This window comes from Poseidonibacter parvus, assembly GCF_001956695.1.
In the GTDB taxonomy this organism is placed as follows: Bacteria; Campylobacterota; Campylobacteria; order Campylobacterales; family Arcobacteraceae; genus Poseidonibacter; species Poseidonibacter parvus.
This window is the reverse complement of the sequence record NZ_CP019070.1, coordinates 1295021-1313889: the sequence shown is the minus strand read 5'-3', so window position 1 is coordinate 1313889 and position 18869 is coordinate 1295021. Positions and strand designations below refer to the sequence as shown.

General features: G+C 26.7%; 22 protein-coding genes. 14 read left to right on the top strand and 8 right to left on the bottom strand.

Annotated features, from left to right (window positions below; all coding sequences use genetic code 11):
* The first annotated feature begins 129 nt into the window (after nucleotides 1–129).
* Nucleotides 130–492 (top strand): HIT family protein, encoded by a 363-nt coding sequence (locus LPB137_RS06525; protein ID WP_076085999.1) that lies wholly within the window; start codon nucleotides 130–132, stop codon nucleotides 490–492.
* Nucleotides 493–508: 16 nt separating this feature from the next.
* Here the strand turns inward: LPB137_RS06525 and LPB137_RS06520 are convergent, their stop codons facing one another.
* From LPB137_RS06520 to LPB137_RS06510, 3 genes are all read right to left on the bottom strand, one after another.
* The gene (locus LPB137_RS06520) at nucleotides 509–1438 is read right to left on the bottom strand and encodes an exopolyphosphatase (protein ID WP_076085997.1); all 930 of its coding nucleotides are present in this window, start codon (nucleotides 1436–1438) and stop codon (nucleotides 509–511) included.
* A 120-nt stretch (nucleotides 1439–1558) separates the two neighbouring features.
* Nucleotides 1559–2626: a 3-isopropylmalate dehydrogenase gene (gene leuB / locus LPB137_RS06515; protein ID WP_076085995.1), complete on the bottom strand. Its 1068-nt coding sequence runs from the start codon at nucleotides 2624–2626 to the stop codon at nucleotides 1559–1561.
* Entirely contained in the window at nucleotides 2627–3127 is a 501-nt protein-coding gene (locus LPB137_RS06510) for a 3-isopropylmalate dehydratase small subunit (RefSeq protein WP_076085993.1), read from the bottom strand.
* 173 nt (nucleotides 3128–3300) lie between these two features.
* Here LPB137_RS06510 and rpoD point away from each other — a divergent pair, with 173 nt between their 5' ends.
* Nucleotides 3301–5154, top strand: a complete 1854-nt coding sequence (gene rpoD / locus LPB137_RS06505; protein WP_076085991.1) for an RNA polymerase sigma factor RpoD — start codon at nucleotides 3301–3303, stop codon at nucleotides 5152–5154.
* A gap of 3 nt (nucleotides 5155–5157) precedes the next feature.
* Nucleotides 5158–5838, top strand: coding sequence for a hypothetical protein (locus LPB137_RS06500; protein WP_076085988.1), 681 nt, complete (start codon nucleotides 5158–5160; stop codon nucleotides 5836–5838).
* Nucleotides 5839–5857: 19 nt separating this feature from the next.
* On the opposite strand, the gene LPB137_RS06495 is transcribed toward LPB137_RS06500, so the two are convergent.
* From LPB137_RS06495 to hemL, 4 genes are read right to left on the bottom strand one after another with little or no spacing between them, the layout of a single operon-like run.
* A complete protein-coding gene (locus LPB137_RS06495; RefSeq protein ID WP_076085985.1) occupies nucleotides 5858–6406 on the bottom strand; it encodes a hypothetical protein in 549 nt (182 codons plus the stop codon).
* Nucleotides 6396–6707, bottom strand: coding sequence for an AtpZ/AtpI family protein (locus LPB137_RS06490; protein ID WP_076085982.1), 312 nt, complete (start codon nucleotides 6705–6707; stop codon nucleotides 6396–6398). Before LPB137_RS06490 ends, LPB137_RS06495 begins: the two co-directional genes overlap by 11 nt.
* 8 nt (nucleotides 6708–6715) lie before the next feature.
* Nucleotides 6716–7030, bottom strand: a complete 315-nt coding sequence (ppnP, locus tag LPB137_RS06485) for a pyrimidine/purine nucleoside phosphorylase (RefSeq protein WP_076085979.1) — start codon at nucleotides 7028–7030, stop codon at nucleotides 6716–6718.
* 10 nt (nucleotides 7031–7040) lie between these two features.
* Nucleotides 7041–8321, bottom strand: coding sequence for a glutamate-1-semialdehyde 2,1-aminomutase (hemL, locus tag LPB137_RS06480; protein ID WP_076085976.1), 1281 nt, complete (start codon nucleotides 8319–8321; stop codon nucleotides 7041–7043).
* 49 nt (nucleotides 8322–8370) lie between these two features.
* On the opposite strand from hemL, the gene LPB137_RS06475 reads away from it, so the two are divergent.
* Genes LPB137_RS06475 through LPB137_RS06465 form a run of 3 tightly spaced genes read left to right on the top strand, consistent with a single transcriptional unit; the run spans nucleotide 8371 to nucleotide 10320 of the window.
* Nucleotides 8371–9144, top strand: coding sequence for an energy transducer TonB (locus tag LPB137_RS06475; protein ID WP_076085972.1), 774 nt, complete (start codon nucleotides 8371–8373; stop codon nucleotides 9142–9144).
* Nucleotides 9145–9153: 9 nt separating this feature from the next.
* On the top strand, nucleotides 9154–9861 hold the full coding sequence (locus tag LPB137_RS06470; RefSeq protein WP_076085969.1) for a hypothetical protein: 708 nt from the start codon (nucleotides 9154–9156) through the stop codon (nucleotides 9859–9861).
* Nucleotides 9862–9876: 15 nt separating this feature from the next.
* On the top strand, nucleotides 9877–10320 hold the full coding sequence (locus LPB137_RS06465) for a hypothetical protein (RefSeq protein ID WP_076085966.1): 444 nt from the start codon (nucleotides 9877–9879) through the stop codon (nucleotides 10318–10320).
* 21 nt (nucleotides 10321–10341) lie between these two features.
* Here LPB137_RS06465 and LPB137_RS06460 read toward each other — a convergent pair whose 3' ends face one another.
* Complete coding sequence (locus LPB137_RS06460) at nucleotides 10342–11448, bottom strand: FtsW/RodA/SpoVE family cell cycle protein (protein ID WP_076085963.1); 1107 nt, start codon at nucleotides 11446–11448, stop codon at nucleotides 10342–10344.
* A 19-nt stretch (nucleotides 11449–11467) separates the two neighbouring features.
* On the opposite strand from LPB137_RS06460, the gene LPB137_RS06455 reads away from it, so the two are divergent.
* From LPB137_RS06455 to LPB137_RS06420, 8 genes are read left to right on the top strand one after another with little or no spacing between them, the layout of a single operon-like run.
* Nucleotides 11468–12454 carry an RluA family pseudouridine synthase gene (locus LPB137_RS06455; RefSeq protein ID WP_076085960.1) on the top strand — a complete coding sequence of 329 codons (987 nt, stop codon included), beginning with the start codon at nucleotides 11468–11470 and terminating at the stop codon, nucleotides 12452–12454.
* Nucleotides 12402–13685 (top strand): fibronectin type III domain-containing protein, encoded by a 1284-nt coding sequence (locus LPB137_RS06450; protein WP_228144699.1) that lies wholly within the window; start codon nucleotides 12402–12404, stop codon nucleotides 13683–13685. The genes LPB137_RS06455 and LPB137_RS06450 overlap by 53 nt, the downstream gene beginning before the upstream one ends.
* A 9-nt stretch (nucleotides 13686–13694) precedes the next feature.
* Entirely contained in the window at nucleotides 13695–14885 is a 1191-nt protein-coding gene (gene trmB, locus LPB137_RS06445; protein WP_076085957.1) for a tRNA (guanosine(46)-N7)-methyltransferase TrmB, read from the top strand.
* Nucleotides 14885–15547, top strand: coding sequence for a cell division ATP-binding protein FtsE (locus LPB137_RS06440; RefSeq protein WP_076085954.1), 663 nt, complete (start codon nucleotides 14885–14887; stop codon nucleotides 15545–15547). Before trmB ends, LPB137_RS06440 begins: the two co-directional genes overlap by 1 nt.
* On the top strand, nucleotides 15534–16352 hold the full coding sequence (locus LPB137_RS06435) for a cell division protein FtsX (protein WP_076085951.1): 819 nt from the start codon (nucleotides 15534–15536) through the stop codon (nucleotides 16350–16352). The genes LPB137_RS06440 and LPB137_RS06435 overlap by 14 nt, the downstream gene beginning before the upstream one ends.
* Nucleotides 16342–17688 (top strand): murein hydrolase activator EnvC family protein, encoded by a 1347-nt coding sequence (locus LPB137_RS06430; protein ID WP_228144698.1) that lies wholly within the window; start codon nucleotides 16342–16344, stop codon nucleotides 17686–17688. Before LPB137_RS06435 ends, LPB137_RS06430 begins: the two co-directional genes overlap by 11 nt.
* The gene (locus tag LPB137_RS06425; RefSeq protein WP_076085948.1) at nucleotides 17688–18425 is read left to right on the top strand and encodes a hypothetical protein; all 738 of its coding nucleotides are present in this window, start codon (nucleotides 17688–17690) and stop codon (nucleotides 18423–18425) included. The genes LPB137_RS06430 and LPB137_RS06425 overlap by 1 nt, the downstream gene beginning before the upstream one ends.
* Nucleotides 18422–18868 carry a YaiI/YqxD family protein gene (locus LPB137_RS06420; protein WP_172802469.1) on the top strand — a complete coding sequence of 149 codons (447 nt, stop codon included), beginning with the start codon at nucleotides 18422–18424 and terminating at the stop codon, nucleotides 18866–18868. The genes LPB137_RS06425 and LPB137_RS06420 overlap by 4 nt, the downstream gene beginning before the upstream one ends.
* Nucleotide 18869: the final 1 nt, after the last annotated feature.

Below are 18869 nucleotides of genomic sequence, written 5' to 3'. Positions count from 1 at the left end.
AACTTCTTTTATGGTTGTAAAATGGATTTGGATTATATTTAATTTTTACTTAAAGGAAGGTTAATATATAGTATTTAAGTAGTTTAATAAAGCTTATAGTAGAATTTCATAAATTATAAAAGGTAAGAAATGTCAATAATATATAAAAATGAATTAATTAAAATAGAAATAGAAAATAGTGAAATTCCATGGCTAAAGATTTTTACAAATAAAGAAATAAAAGAATTCTCTCAATGTGATAATGAAACAAAATTAGAAATATTTAGATGTCTTGATATTATTGAAAAACAGATGTTAGAATATTTCAAACCAAAAAAAATAAATATTGCATCATTTGGAAACTATATGCCTCATGTGCATTTTCATATTATGGCAAGATTTGAAGAAGATTCATATTTTCCTGAACCTATGTGGGGAAAACTTCAGAGAGTTGCAAAACTTGACTTACCATCTTTTGATAAGTTTTATGAAGAGTTAAATAAAAAGCTATAAGCTTTTTATTTAATTTTTAACCATCTTCATTAATTTTTTTAATTAACTCTTCTAAAACTGTATCAGCTTTATCAATGTCTATTTGACATCCACCAGCAGCTTTATGCCCTCCTCCACCATATGAAAGCATTAATTCTCCAATATTTGTTTTCGAGCTTTTATTTATAATTGATTTTCCAGTACTAAATACAATATTTTGTTTATCTTTACCCCAAACTTTATGAATAGATATATTTATTTCAGGATGCATTGCATAAATCATAAATCTATTTCCAGGATAAATAATCTCTTCATTTGTATAATCAATAATTAGTAAATTATCTTTAATAGTAGTACATCTTATTAATTGTTCTTTAAATTGATCTTCATATTTAAAATATAAGTCAATTCTTTCTTTTATATCTTCTAATTCTAAGATTTCATCAATATTATGTTTAGCACAATAATCAATTAAATCCATCATTAATTGATAATTTGAAATTCTGAATTCTCTAAATCTTCCTAAACCAGTTCTAGAATCCATTAAGAAGCTTAACATTGGCCAGCCTCTTGGACTTAGAATCTCTTCTTCAGTAAAATCTGCAGAATCTGCTTTATTTGCTCCATTCATCATTGCAGTGAAATATCCAGGAAATTTATCATCACCTCCATAATATTCAAAAACAACTTGAGCTGCACTGTTAGCATCCGGGTCAATTATATGATTATCTTTCTTTTCATTTCTTAGTGTTTCAGAATAGTGATGATCGAAAGCTAGATTCACACCTTCTACATAAGGAAGGTTAGTTGTAATATCATTAGAAGTTACTTCAACTTTTCCATCTTGCATGTCTTTTGGGTGTACAAACTCAATTTTATCAATAATATCTAGATATTTTAATAAAGTACCACATACAAGTCCATCCATGTCACTTCGTGTTACTAATCTATATTTTTTTTCATTCATAATCTGATTTCCTAGTTAGGCTTTTTTACATTCTAACATAAAAGATTATTAATTACAATAAAATAAGTTATTTTTTAAGAAAACATCTTTAGAGGAATAAAGAAGGAGTATCCTTCTTTATTATTTGTTTATATAGTTGGCGATTACATCACCCATTTCTGTAGTAGTTAAAACTTCTTTAGCATCAAATTCAGCTAAATCTTTAGTTCTATATCCATCTTTTAATACATTTTTAATTGCATTTGTAATCATATCTGCAGCTTTTTCTTCTCCAAGAGAGTATCTAAGCATCATAGCAGCAGATTCAATTGTAGCAATTGGATTTGCAATTCCTTGTCCTGCAATATCAGGAGCTGAACCATGAATTGGTTCATAAACAGCTGTTTTATCTCCAGATGAAGCAGATGGTAATAATCCAATTGATCCAACAACCATTGAAGCTGTATCAGATAAAATATCACCAAAGATATTTCCAGTTACAATAACATCAAATTGTTTTGGATTTCTTACAAGTTGCATAGCAGCATTATCAACATACATATGAGTTAATTCAACAGCAGGATAATCTTTTGATAATTCATTCATTGTATCTCTCCATAATTGAGAAACTTCTAAAACATTAGCTTTATCAACAGAACAAACTCTTTTATCTCTTTTCATAGCAAATTCAAAAGCTTGTTTACCAATTCTGATAATTTCATCTTTTGTATATACCATTGTATTGTATGCTTTTTGCCCATCATTTGCTCTTGGTTGACCAAAATATATACCACCAATAAGCTCTCTAACAACCATGATATCACAACCTTGAATTACTTCAGGCTTTAAAGTTGATGCATTTACTAATTCGTCATAAACAATTGCAGGTCTTAAGTTTGCATAAACACCTAACTCTTCTCTTAATTTTAAAAGTCCAGTTTCAGGTCTTAACTCTCTTGGTAAATCATCCCATTTCTCACCACCAATTGAACCAAATAAACAAGCATCTGATGCTAATACACCAGGAACAGTTTCAGGAGGTAAAGGAACACCTGTTTCATCAATTGCAATTCCACCCATTAAATATTCTTCATAATCTAATGTAAAATCACAAGCACCTGAAACTGCATCAAGAACTTTAATTGCTTCATCAACAATCTCAGGACCAATTCCATCACCTTTAATTACAGATATATTATACTTTTTCATTTATTTTCCTTCTGCCATTTCTTCAATTGCATAATTAATTAATCCACCACTTGCAATTAATTCTTGCATGAATGGAGGAATTGGAGTGAATTTATATTCTTTATTATTTGTTTCATTAGTAATAACACCATTGTCTAAATTAATACTAATCTTTTCACCCTCTTTAATTTCTAAAGATTCTGGAAGTTCAAAAATAGGTAATCCCATATTAAATGCATTTCTATAAAAGATTCTTGCAAAAGATGGTGCAACAACAGCAGCAACACCAGCAGCTTTTAAAGCAATAGGAGCGTGTTCTCTACTTGAACCACATCCAAAGTTTTCACCAGCAACTATAATATCACCTCTTTGTAACTTATTAGGAAATTCAGGGTCTGCATCTTCCATTACATATTTTGCTAAATGTTCTGGATCTGAACTATTTAAATATCTAGCAGCAATAATAACATCAGTATCGATGTTAGCTCCAAAATTCCATACTTTTCCAGTAATTTTATTCATATTTTGTATCCTTGGTCTTCAATAAATTTTTCTATATTTTCAAAGAATTATTTTTTAAAAGATGCATTTTATCTAATACTTTAGTAATTTTTGATTAAATAAACTAAACTAATCGAAATTTCAGCTCTTTTGGGTATAATATCCATCTATTTTAAAAAGAGGATGTTCGATATATGAGCGCAAAAGATTTAAATAAAGCAATTGAACAAACGGTTAAAGAGTACAAAGACTCTATTCTTACTTATGAAAAAATCATTAAAATATTTCCAAAAGCACCATCGGGTGCTAATGTAAAAAAACTTTTAGCTTTCATACAATTATATAACGTTACTGTAATTAGTTCGCAAGAACAAGCAAAAAGAATGAATGCAGAAGAAGCTAAGAAGAGAAAAGAACAAAGAGAAAAACTAATAATGAATGAAGATGATGTTTATGATCTTCTGAAAAATAAAGAATTATTAGAATGGTCTAGATCTGATTCTCCTGTTAGAATGTACTTAAGAGAAATGGGACAAATTCCTTTACTTACTAAAGAAGAAGAAATTGAAATTTCTAAAAAAATTGAAATGGGTGAAGATGTAATTCTTGATGCAATCTGTTATGTACCATACTTAATAGATTTTATTTTAGAGTACAAAGAACCTTTAGTAAATAGAGAAAGAAAAGTAAAAGAATTATTCAGAAACTTTGACGATGAAGATTCTGATGATTCATCTGATGATGATAAAACAGAAACTGATGATTCTGATGATGATAAAGCAGATGGGAAAAAACAAAAGAAACTTGATAAAAGAGCACAAACTATTGTTGATGCTTTCAAAATACTAGAAAAAGCAAAAAAAGATTGGCTTAAATTCTTAACAAAAGAGACTGCAAAATCTGAAGAAGATGCTGACCAAATGCAACACAACTTAGCAATTGCTTTCAAAAAAAGAATCTTAAAAGAAGCATTATTAGACCTTGGACCTACGTCTAAACTAATTACTGAAATTGTAAAAGCTATGGAAACTGCACTTAAATCTGATACAGGATTTGAGCATGAGCTTAAAAGATTAGAGTATAAATTACCTTTATTTAATGATACTTTATTACAAAATCACCAAAAGATTTTAGATAATATTGTAAATTTAACAAAAGTACAAATTACTACTATGGTTCCTGAAGCAACTATGGTTTCTACATATATGGAAATCAAAAAACTTTTTCAAACAGCAGAAGCTTCTAAAGATGGTTTTGATTTAGAACCAGAAGAACTTAAAGATGTATTAGAGCAAATTAAACGTGGTAAAGATATTACTGATAAATCTAAAACAAGAATGGCAAAATCAAACCTTAGACTTGTTGTATCTATTGCAAAAAGATATACAAATAGAGGTTTACCATTCCTAGATTTAATTCAAGAAGGTAATATTGGTTTAATGAAAGCTGTTGATAAATTTGAGTATAAAAAGGGATACAAATTCTCTACTTATGCAACATGGTGGATTAGACAAGCAATTTCTAGAGCAATTGCGGATCAAGCTAGAACTATTAGAATTCCAATACATATGATTGAAACTATTAATAGAATTAATAAAATTATTAGAAAAGGTATTCAAGAAAATGGTAAAGAGCCAGATGTTGAAGAAATTTCTAAAGAAGTTGGATTACCTGTTGATAAAGTTAAGCAAGTAATTAAAATTACTAAAGAGCCTGTATCACTTGAAGCACCTATTGGTTCTGATGATGATGGTAAATTTGGTGATTTTGTTCCTGATGAAAAAGCTCCAACTCCTGTTGATAATATTATGAAAGAAGATTTACAAGGTCAAATTGATCAAATCTTAGCTCAACTTAATGAAAGAGAACAAGCCGTTGTTAGAATGAGATTTGGACTTATGCATGATGCTAGTGATAGAACATTAGAAGAAATTGGAAAAGAACTTTCAGTTACAAGAGAAAGAGTAAGACAAATTGAATCTAGTGCTATTAAGAAGTTAAAGCATCCAAAAGTTGGTAAAAACCTTAAGAATTACGTAGAAAGTTAGAAAATGGATTTTTTTGAAGATTGGGTTGAGCTAGACTTAAACCCTATTATCACTTTTTCTTCTACGTCGAAGATTTTATTTAGTAATTCAGAAGCTCAGTTTTTATTAAATAGAATAAAACCAAAAGAGCTTTATGATATGGCTTTACAGTATGCTCCAAAATCTTTTGGAGCACAAACTTCATATATTGACATAAGTATGCAAAATTATACATTTTATGCAATTACTGTTAAATATGATAATGAAGATGAAATTCATATGAAACTTTATAAAAGTGCAATGGTAAAGAAAGAATCAACTCTTAATATAAAAAATATAAATAGTACAAATATTTTTACACTTGTAGATTTAGCAATTTCTACAAATAAAATTAAAACGAATACTACTTATTCTAAAAATTATGACCCTTCAATTCCTGAATTTAAACTTGATGCAAGTTTATTTATAAAAACATTAAATCAAGTATTTGATGCTTTTGATGGCTCGGATAGTATTGAATGTTCTATTTTACTTAAAATTGGAGAATATATTAGAATTGATGGGAAAAAGTATTCATTAATTGCAGTTGAAATAACATCTAATAAAAATGCAATAAAAGAACTTCTTCAATATAAAGAAGATAGCTCTTTTATTTTAACATGTAATGAAAATAAAATAAGTATAGATTTACCACTAGTTATTTAATATTAATCTTTCAAAGCTTTTATTTTTTCTCTAAAAGCTTTGAGAATAATACTCCAATAGGAACAATTCCTAATCCAATTATAAAAGCTATTGGAATAAATAGCTTATTATTATTTAAAGCAAAGAAACCAAATATTAATGTTCCATAACCTAAAATTCTATATATTGATAAAAAACCTGTTGCAGAAAAGATAGTATTTTTAACCGAATTCTTTTTTACTTTAGACTTTTCCTCAGTAATAATCTCTTTTATCTTTTCAGGTGTTAATTCTTCTTCTGGAACTTCTTCATATTCAGTATATAAATCATAAGGATCATCTATTTCATCAACTTTATCCCTACTCTGAGTTTTAATTTCTTTTGATAAATCAAGATTTGAAAGTCTTCTATTTATATTTTTTCTATAAGATAAAAAAGAAGCAATAGTAATAAGTAATGATGAGACAAAAGCTACTTGAGTATTTAACAACCATATTGGTGTATTAAATACTAAAGCATAAATAATCAAACAAAGATCAAGTACAATAAATACTAGTGCAAAATTTTTAATAGATTGATTAATCTTCATCGTCGTCGTATTTCTTATCCCCATGTTTAGCTCTATAAGAATATCTAGGGTCATCTTCCATACCCTCATAAGATTTTTGAGCTCGTTTATAAGCTCTATATACATTAAGACCAGCTGCTGCTATTCCCCAAAATACTCCAAGCCACAATAACCAATCAATTTCAAAAAGTGCTTTTAATCCATATCCAATTCCAAAACCAATAGCAACTGCTGCTACCATTGAAATACCTAAAGATAAATTATCTAAAGCTTCAAGTTTATCTCTATGTTTTGGAGTAATTTTTTCTTCTTTATTTGCCATCTTGAAACCTATTTAATATATGAACAACAATAATCAGTTATTGTTTTCACTTTAATATCAAAGTTTGAATTTGCAATTACACTAAAAGAAGTATCAGCTGTGTATGTATTCCAAGTATCCTCACCTGCTAGTTTAACTTCAACCTCACCTGCTAAAATTTCCATTAACTCAGCTTCTTGTGTTCCAAAGTTATAAGTTCCAGGCATCATAATACCTAAAGATTTACTTTCACCATTTCCATCAATAAATGATCTACTTGTAACATTACCATCAAAATAAATATTTGCTTTTTTTACTAATTCAACATTTTTAAAACTAATCATTTTATTCCTTTTATAAACTTTTCATTACTTCTGATGCTGCACTAATACACTCATCAATATCGTCATTTGTCATAACAGTTGATATAAAACCTGCTTCATATTGTGAACAAGCAAAATAGAAACCTTTTTTTAACATTTCATGATGAAATTTAGCAAATCTATCAAAATCACATTTTGCTACTTGTTTGATATTAAAAGGTTGTTCTTCACAAAAGAAGAAACCAAACATAGAACCTCTAGTATTTACTTGTAAAGGAATGTTATTTGCACTTGCAACTTCTTTTAAGCCATTTACTAATCGTAAAGCTTTATTATTAAGTTCAGTATAAACATTTGGATTTGCTTTTAATTTTCTAAGGTTTGTTAATCCTGCTGTCATTGCAACTGGGTTTCCACTTAAAGTTCCTGCTTGATAAACTGCACCATCTGGAGAAAGATAATTCATGATTTCACAAGAACTTGCAAAAGCACCAACTGGCATTCCTGCACCAATTACTTTACCAAAAGTAATAATATCTGGCTTTGCAGCAACTATTCCAGAAGCTCCTGTTAAAGAAACTCTAAACCCTGTCATTACTTCATCATAAATTAATAAAGCACCATTTTTATCACATAATTCTCTACAAGCACTTAAAAATTCTTCAGTAGCTGGAACTAATCCCATATTCCCTGCAATTGGTTCAATAATAATACAAGCAATATCATTTGAATCTTCAAAACATTTTTTTAAGTTTTCAATATTATTGTATTCACAAACTAAAGTATGTTTAGTTAAATCAGCTGGAACACCAGGAGAACTTGGAGTTCCAAAAGTAGCTAAGCCAGAACCTGCTTGAACAAGTAATGAATCAGAATGTCCGTGATAACATCCTTCAAATTTTAAAATATCATTCTTTTGTGTAACACCACGTGCTAATCTAATTGCAGACATTGTAGCTTCAGTTCCAGAACTTACAAATCTAACTTTATCAATATAATCATACATATCAACAATTTCTTGTGCTAATTGTGTTTCAAGTTCTGTTGGAGCTCCAAAAGACAAACCATTTTTAACAGTTTTAATAACAGCTTCTTCAACATCACTGTCACAATGACCAAATATCAAAGGTCCCCATGATTGTACAAAATCTAAGTATTTATTGTCATCTACATCATAAATATATGCACCTTTTCCTTTAGTTATAAAAGGTGGAGTTCCTCCAACACTTTTGAATGCACGAACGGGAGAATCAACACCACCTGGTATTACTTCACAAGCTTGAGTATATGCTTTTATTGAATTATCAAACATTTATATTCCTATTAATTTTCTATTAGCGTTATTCTACTATAATCACGTTATGAAACTTATTATACTTAGCTTTATTATTTCAATATCTTTACATTTATTTATATTCAATGATTATGAACTTCAAAAAAAGCAAGAAGTAGTTAAAAATGAAATAAAAAAAGAGAAAAAAGCAAATGTTATTTTTGCAAAAATTAAAAAAGAAAAGAAAATTGTCAAAAAAGAAATTCTTAAAGCTAAAGTTACAAAACCCAAACTTCTTGAAAAAAGAAAAATTGTTAAAAAAAGAGTAAAAAAAGTTACGAAAAAAAGACCTATAACAAAAAAAGTAGCAAAAAAATTAGTTAAAGCACCTAAAAAGATTACTTATGATAAAAAAAGAGTAACAAAGTTACCGTCAAAGAAAAAATTACAAGCTGTAAAAAATAGAACTTTAGAAGACTTTTTATCACAACCTGATCCTATTGATAAAAGAATATTAGATGATATTCAAAAATTATACGGTAAAGAGTTTGAAACATTTACAAAAGTTCAAAAAGCTTTTATAAAGAAAAATTTCAATAGTTTTCAAGTAATAACACAAAGAGTGTTAACAAGATTAGGATATCCACAACTAGCAATACAAAGAAGATTATCTGGAAAAAATGTAGTTGAATTTTTATTCCATCCAAATGGAGATATTTCGAACTTGAGGATTATAAATTCATCTGGATATGAAGTATTTGATAAATATACATTAAGATTAATTCAAATAGCGTATAAAGATTATCCTAAACCAAAAACAACAACTAAACTAAGATTTAATGTACGATATAGATATTATTAAAGGGACAAAATGATTACAGAAGAATCATATTTAAAGAAACTAATAAAAGGAAAAATTAGCTTAAGTATAACTTTTTGGTTATGGTTTGTATTTATAAGCCTTATGATTAACTTTTTTATTGATAATAGTTTTAATGAAGTAGAATTTCATAGAAATAATAGTGAAATGTTTTTTAGTATCACTATTTATTTTTTAATTTTTATATATTCTATATTTATTTTTATAGCAGTACAAAAAAGTGCCTTAAACTATATTGGTAATAAACTTTGGTCTTTTTTAGCAAGAGTAATTATAACAATAAATCTTTTCTTCTCATTATTTCAAGCTTATGATTTATTAAGAGTTTATTTTTTTGAAGATTATGCAATAAAAAGTGAAATAAATAACTTCAAAAAGAGTCTTCCTTTAAAAGTTGATTCTTTTAGTTATTTGATTAATATTGATATAAAAGAGAAGAATATTTATTATACTTATTTACTTGATAATATTGAAGCAAATTCAAAACTAAATATAAATAAGTTTAAATCACAAGTTCAAGACTCTCTTTGTGAAGATGAAAACACATTAAAACTTTTGAAAAAGGATTATGTATTAGATTATACTTATGTTGATAAAAATGAAGAAAAATTTACAAATATAATAACAAATAAATTAAGTTGTGGTAAAAGTATTTATGACTTAGAAATTCTTAGAGAAATACTAAGAAATGAAAATTAAAAGGTTTTATAAAAAATGAATTTAGAACAAATACAAGAAAAACTTTTAAGTGAATTTGACTTAAAAAAAGTGATGGATATTTTAGATAAATTAGATGAAATTTATTTCAAAGAAGATTTAATTAATAATATAAAAGGTCTAGTTAAAATGGCTTATCTTTCAAGAGAAATGGATGATATTAGCTTTTCATCTGATCATTTTATTATAAATAGAAGTTATTATGAAGGCGAAGAAGTTGAATACTCTTTAAGTTTTTTACTTGAAGTCAATTCAAATCTAAGCTACAAACTTGAAAAAGATTTTGAAACAAAAAACATAAATGAAAAAGAGTTACAAATAAAAAGAAAATTAGAAGAACTATTACTTTTTAATCAAAATGCCTATGAGGAAAATAATGATAATTTAGTTTTAGAAGGTAATCTTCAAAGAATCGAAAGAATCTTAGAAATAATAGAATAATAAAAAGCCTGTAAAGGCTTTTTATAGTTTTCTTTCATAATTATATAAATCCATATATCTAAAGGCTAATAAGTTCTCCAAAATTGCAAAAATCACAATAAAATTAATAAAAGAACTTCCCCCATATGAAAATAAAGGTAAAGGAAGACCAACTACAGGTGCAAAACCAATAACCATTAAAATATTTACACTCATATTAAAAAACAGTAATAGCCCCAATCCTGAGGCAAATACCCGGATGACGTAATCATCTTTAAAGTAATAATTTAAAGTTAGCAAATGAGCTATTAATAATCCATATAAAAAGATTAATCCAATTGCACCTAAAAATCCGTATCTTTCAACAAAATATGCAAAAATAAAATCACTTGTAGCAATAGGCAAAAACTTTAGCTGTGTTTGTGTTGCTTCTTCACTTAATTTTCCAACTAAACCACCTGAACCAATTGCGATGATTGATTGTTGTACGTGATAACTTGGTTTTTCAGAAATAAAATCTTTTATTCTTTTCTTTTGATAATCTTTGATTAAATATGTATAAATAAAAGGTGATGATATTCCAATAACTAAAAGTATAGAAGTCCAAATTTTCCAATTAACTCCAACAATAAATAAAATTCCATAACCCACAAGTAATAATACTAATGCAGTACCTAAATCAGGCTCTTTAGCAATTAAAACAAAAGGTAATAATATATAAAAAGAAAAATACACAAAATCGTTAAAACCATAACCATTTTTTGGTGGAGGTCTATTATGAATTAAATACCCAAGCATCAAAATGTATATAGGTTTGATTAGTTCAGAAGGCTGCATTGTTGTATTTAAAATAGGTAAAGGAAGCCACCTTTTAGCACCTAGTTTTGTAACACCCCAGAATTCAACTGCAATTAAAAGAAAGATTCCTAGCCAATAAAGAAAAGGAATCCATCGAAGTTTTTTTCTAATTGGTAAAATAAATACTATAATAAAAGCAAAAAATGAAAGTGTAAAGTATATTAATTGTTTATTCGCTAATATTTCATTTGTTTCACTAATTAGATGATATGATAAATATATCAAAGGTAAAACAAAAAGTATTAACAAATAATCAAAATGGGAAATAATTCTCTTATCAAATAAACGCATAGTGAAAGAGTATCTAAAAATGTATAAAAATTTTATTGTTCAAGAAGCAAATAGATTAGATAAATTCTTAGCATCACAAATTGATGCTTCAAGAAATCAAATAGAACAACTTATAAAAAAAGAGTTTGTAAAAGTAGATGGTAAAACTGTTGTAAAATCAGGTTTAAAACTTAAAGAAAATCAAATAATCGATGTTCATTTTCCACAAGCAGAAATAAATCCAGTAAAAGATGAAGAATTTATTAAGAAATCTTTAGAAGGCAAAGATGTAAAAATAATTTATGAAGATGAAGATATTTTAGTATTAAATAAACCTGCAAATTTAACAATTCATGATGCACCAAGTGTAAAAGATGCAACACTAGTTGATTGGTTAAAATTGAAAAAAATATCCCTTTCCACTATTAGTGGCGAAGAAAGACATGGAATTGTTCATAGACTAGATAAAGGAACAACTGGCGTTATGGTTGTTGCAAAGACAAACGAAGCACACGCACTTTTATCAGAACAATTGCAAGATAAAACAATGGGTAGATATTACCTTGCTATTACTGATTTACCTTTAAAAGATGATGTAATAGTAGATAAACCAATTGGAAGAAATGCAAATAATAGACTTAAAATGTCAATTGAAGAAAATGGAAGAAATGCAAAGTCAGCATTTAAAAAAATTGATCTATCAAAAAATGAAAATTTTGAATTAATTGCAGCGAAATTATTCACAGGTAGAACTCATCAAATAAGAGTTCACTTAAGTTCGATGAATAGGCACATACTCGGTGATAATTTATATGGTTTTAAGGGCGATTTAAATACAATAAATAGATTTTATTTACATGCATATAATCTGTATTTAATTCATCCAAGAAGCGGAGAGTTAATGACATTTAAAGCGGATTTACCAGATGACATGAATGAATTTTTAAAAAAACATTTTCAAATGGAGAACATACATGACAAAATTGATGCAAACAACATCATTAACAGCTTTACTTCTTTTACTTAGTGGTTGTAATAACTTAAACAATAATTTAAATACACCAGCAAAACCAAAAATTGATGAAACACTAGAAATTATTGACAACACAACATTAAAATCAATTTCTGATATGACAGCAATTGCTTTTGAATGGAAAAAAGTAGAAGATCCTAGAGTTATTGGTTATAATTTTTACAGAGCTAATATGCACAAAGATGGTAGAAGACTTAAGCTTATTGATACTGTAAAAAATAAATATGCTACTCATTTCGTTGATACGGAACTTGAACCAAATACAAAATATGTTTACCAAATTTCTTCTAAAGCTGCTAATGGCGTAGAATCAAATACTACAAGTGCATACATAACACAAACTCTACCAAGAATAGTTCCTGTTAGTTTTGTTCAAGCATTATCAGATTTACCAAATAGAATTAAAGTTATTTGGAGACCGCATCCTGATTTAAGAGTTGAATATTATAAAATTGAAAAATTCAACTCAACACTAAATGAATGGAATACTGAAGAAAAAGTAAAAGGAAGACTTCAATCTGAATATATCGATGATAGTTTAGATAATAATGAAACTTTTAAATATAGAGTTACTGCTTATACTTTTGAAGATGTTTCAACAAAGCCTAGTGAAGTTGTAACAGCTAAAACAAAAGCTTTACCAATGGGTGTTCAAAACTTAGCAGCAACAACAACTGAACCTAAAAAAATATTAGTATCTTGGGACGCATCATCAACACATGATGTATTAAAATATGAAATTCATAGAAGTTCTATTAAATCTTTTGGTTTTTCAAAAGTAAAAGAAGTTAATAAAAATACTTTTGTTTACACTGATAAAGTTGATGAAGATGGAAAAGAGTATTTTTATAAAGTAATAGCAGTTGATAAAGACAACTTAAAAAGTTCATCAAAAATTGATGCAGTTAAAGGTACTAGTTTAAATAAACCAGGGAAACCAACTATTACATTAGCTCAAATTCAAGGTTCAAAAGCAATTTTAAATTGGACAGCTGCTGATAATAGAGCTATTTCATATAATGTTTATAAAAAAACAATGTTAAATTTCTTCGAATCAAAAACTGAAAAGTTTACAGATGTTAGAGATACAAGATTTGAAGATAATAATATTATAACAGGAGTTGAATATAGATATTCAATTCAAGCAAATGATACTTATGGATTAATGTCTGAAAAAACTGATGATGCATCATTAATTCTTCCAAAAATATCTGTAAAAAAGTAGTTTTAGAATATGCCTCATATTGTATTTAACAAAGCAGAATTAATTAATACACCATCTTCAAAAGATGGTGTAGATTTTAAATTTATTGCAAAATCATATAACTTTACCTCACACCAAAGAAATACTGAATATAAAATTGCAGTTAAAAATGAAAACAAAGATTTTTTATTAACACTAAAAGATAAAGATGATGATCAAATGATCAAAATCGACAAGATAACAAGAGTTGCACCTATTACTGTTGTAAAGGATGCATTAAATGCATATACAGATTCTATTAAACCAACAATTGTATTTTCAAATACTCATAGTATTCATCAAAAAGCTCCACCTCAAAAAGAGTTTTTAAAAGATATCAACTATTTTGTTGATGAATTTCAAACAGATAAAGAAATACAAATTGAAGTTGGATTTGGTAGCGGAAGGCATCTTTTACATCAAGCAAAAAATAATCCTAATATTCAATTTATTGGTTTAGAAATTCATACTCCATCAATTGAACAAGCTTTAAAACAAATGAAAATGCAAGATATAACAAATGTATTGATTGTAAATTATGATGCAAGACTTTTCATGGAATTTATTGATTCAAATAAAGTAGGAAGAATATTCGTACACTTCCCTGTTCCTTGGGATAAAAAACCTCATAGAAGAATCTATTCAAATGAGTTTATAAATGAAGCATTAAGAGTTTTAAAAGTTGAAGGTACGCTTGAGCTTAGAACTGATAGTAGAAAGTATTTTGATTATTGTACTGAGTTATTAACAAACTTGCCTACTGGAAAAATTACAATTGACATAAACAAAGATTTAGAAATTTCAAGTAAATATGAAGATAGATGGAAAAAACAAGGTAAAAACATTTATGATGTCGTTTTATTATCTCATACAGAAGATAAAGCACTTGTAATCGAAAAAGATTTTACTTTTGATTTTGAAATCAATTATGAAGAAAAGATATCAAAACTTCCTACAAAATCAATTGTAGAAAAAGATTTCTTTGTACATATTGAGGATTTATTTACAATTCTAAATGAAGAAAATTCTGGTTTAATTCAAATTACAATGGGTAATTTTGATAGACCTGTAAGTAAATATATAATAATTAGAAATGGTAAATTAGATTACTATCAAGGTTCACCTCTTCCAACAAGCTCAAATATTAAAGCTCATAAAAAGCTAAAAGAGATTCTAAACTAATGCTTGAAGCTAAAAATATATACTTATCTTATGATGATAATAAATATATTATAAAAAAAGGAAACTTTTCTATTAAACCAAAAGAATTCATCTTTATTGGTGGAAATTCAGGTAGTGGGAAATCTACTTTATTAAAATCTTTTTATGGAGAAATTCCATTAAAACATGGTAGTTTAAAAATTGATGGTGTTGAAGTTTTTGGTATAAAAGGGAAAAGACTTAGAGTTTTAAGAAAAGATATTGGAGTAATTTTTCAAGACTATAAACTTGTAAATGAATATACAATTGAAGAAAATATTATGATTCCATTAAAAATTAATGGCTATTCAAATGAAATATCAAAAGACCAAGCTAAAAAACTACTATCACATGTAAAACTATCACATCGTGCGGGATATTATCCAAACGAATTAAGTGGTGGAGAGCAACAAAGAGTTGCAGTTGCAAGAGCTTTAGCACATAATCCAAAAATAATCATTGCAGATGAACCAACAGGAAATCTTGATGATTATTCAGCTGAAGTTGTATGGAATTTATTAAAAGGTGCAAATGAACAACTTGGAATTACAATAGTTGTTGTAACACATAGAGTTCCTAAAAACTTAGGAATAAAATTTAGACAGTTATCTTTAGAGGATGGTATGGTATATGAAGTTTCTTAAAAATATATTTGCTTTTTTAATTCCTTTATGTGCGATGCTTCTTACATTTTCACTATATTTATTAATTGATAATGTAGTAGAAAATTACAAGAAGAAAATATCAAGAGACTATTCAATAGTAATAGTTACAAACACACCATTGATTAAAGAAAACATAGATGAATTAGCAGGTATAAAAGTTGAAAGAATTCAAACCTTACCTAATGAAAAAATTATAAATGACATAAAATCAAATCTATCTACTAGTTCAGTAGAGTTATTAAAAAAGAAACTTCCGCATTTTTATCAAATATATTTAGAAGTTTTCCCAACTACAAGTGAACTTGAAACTATAAAAGAAACTCTACTTCAGAATAAAAATATAAGAAAAGTAGAAGTTTTTTATAAAAACCATAATCAAACTTATTTACTTTTAGTTCTTTTAAGTAGTATCTCTTTTATACTATTTTTTATTATTACAATTTTTGCAATTATAATAATTGCAAAACAAATTAAACTATGGTTTCATGAACATAGCACTAGAATTGCAATTTTAAGATTACATGGTGCATCTGTTTTATATAGTGCCTCTACTGTTTTAAACTATGCAATTATAAGTTCATTTTTAGCTTTCTTAATTGTTGGTGCTTTCTTATATTATATTTCAAATAATATGATTTTGCTATTTCCAATTGAGTTACATGAGATAATAAATGTTCAAATTGATTTAAATTATGAACTATTTAAACTATTTATTTTATCTTTTACTATTTCAATTTTTACAATACTTGGTGTATTGTTAAAGTATAAAATAAATGATGAATAAAATATTATTCTTACTGCTATTTATTTTTAGTAGTATTTCATTTTCATCAACACAAGTAATTGATAAAAAAATTAAAAGTAATAAAAGTAACTTAAATAAAAGTGCATCAAAGAAGAAACAAACATCACAAAAAGTAAAATCTCTTGCAAATAAAATTGCAGATCAAAATAAAAATATTATTAAGTTAGAAAAAGATATAAAAAAAGTAAACTCAGATATTAATGAACATGAAGTTTTATTAGAAGAATCAAAATCAAAACTTGCTCAACTAAGAACAAAATCTTCAAACTTAATAAAAGAAAAAAAAGGTAACGAAGAACAAATAGTTGATACTATTATTGAAGACTTTTCTACCTCTATTGCACTCAAATTAGCTTCTAAAAATACGCTAGGAGAGTTAATTGATAGCGAGATATATACTATTCTTTCAGAAAATTCTAAAGATCAAATTTTAAAACTTGATAATAACTATGATTTACTAACAAACAATACAAAAATAAATAAAAAGAAAATTGAAAAAATCTCTTCTTATATTGAAAAAAGAAAGAAAACAAAAAAGACATTAAATACTCTAAAAAATAAGCACTCTAAGTCTTTAGTTAATTTAGAAGATCAACACAAGTCATATCAAAAAGAATTAAAAAAAGTTGTAGAACAGCAAGAATCACTTAAAAAACTTTTATCAAATTTAAATATTTTAAAAGAAGCAGAACTAAAAAAAGAAAGAATTAGAAGAGCAAAAATTCAAAGACTTCTTGCATTAAAAAAGAAAAAAGCAGAAGCGAAAAAAAGAAGAAATGCAAAGAAAAGTAAAAGCAAAAGTAAAACGCAAGCAAAAGAAGAAACAATTCAAACAGCAGAAGTAAGAAACCAAAAATATGCTAAAAATTTAAACTTGGATGTAAAGAAAATAGGTTCTTCTACTTCAGGTGTTAAAGTTGTTAGATATAGAGGTAAAAGAACAATAGCTCCATTAAAATCTTTTAATGTAGTTAAAAAGTTTGGAACATATTATGACCCTATTTATAAAATTAAACTATTCAATGAATCTATTGTTTTAAAGACAAAAAGACCAAAAGCAAAGGTTGTATCTGTTTTAAATGGAAAAGTAGTATATGCAAAGAAGAACTCAGGAATGCTTGAAAATGTTGTGATAATACAACATGAAAATGGACTACATACTATTTATTCACATTTAGATGAAATTGCACCAACACTAAAGGTTGGTAAATGGATTAAAAAAGGTTATGTAGTAGGAAGAGTGAACAAAAACTTAACATTTCAAGCAACAAAAAATTCAGCACATATTAACCCAAAAGATTTATTTAGAATTTGATGTATAAGTATAAATATTCACATATTTATTTACCTGTATTATTTGCACTCTTCTTAGGACTTTTTCTAGATAGTAAAGATATTTCAAATAAATTTATTAATAGTCAATTTATAGCTAATTTTATTACACTTATTACTTTTATATGGATATATTTTAAAGTATCTGCAAAAATAAAAAAGCTTATGCTTTATGGTCTTATTTTAGCATTTTTTGGTGAAGTGTTTTTTTCTCTTGTTCTTGGTATGTATACTTATAGACTAGAAAACCTGCCTTTTTATGTTCCTTTGGGACATAGTATTATATATGCAGGAGTTTTTTATATTTCAAAAGAAGCTGTTTTAAAAGAGAATAAAGAGCTAGTTATCAAAATACTTTATGTATTAATGATAATATACTCAACAGCATGGTTAATCTTTGCAAATGATGTATTTGGTTTTATTTGTATGTTAGTAATTATTTATTTACTAAATAAAAAGCCACATACAAAACTTTTCTTTCTTGTTATGTTTTTTATGATAGTTTACTTAGAACTTTTAGGAACATACTTTGAATGTTGGGTTTGGCCAGAGGTTTGGTTTGATAAGATTACATTTATAAGTAGTGCAAATCCACCAAGTGGAATCAGCGTTTTTTACTTTGGTTTTGATATTGGATGTTTACTTATTTATAGACAATTTAATAAAATAAAATGGCAAAGATTACGGAATTTACAAAAAATAAAAAGAGAAAAATTATGATATTATATATAGATGGAGATGCTTTCCCGAACCTTTTAAAACCTATTGTTATAAGAGCAATTGAAAGATTAAAACTTGAAACAATTGTAATAGCAAATAAAAAAATAAATATAGGAAAATCACAATATGTAAAATATATGATTGTAGAAGCAGGAGCCGATGAAGCTGATAATAAAATCGTTGAACTATTAAAAGAAAATGATTTAGTAATAACAGCAGATATTCCTCTAGCAGATAGAGTTATATCTAAAAAAGCACATGCAATTGATCATAGAGGTGCTATGTATACAGAAGATAATATAAAACAGTATCTTGCATACAGAAACCTTATGCAAGAAATACGAGATAGTGGAGAAATGACAAAAGGCCCTGCTGCTTTTAGCGCTAAAGATTCACAACAATTTGCAAACTCTTTAAACAGTTTTTTGCAAAAATACAAATAGA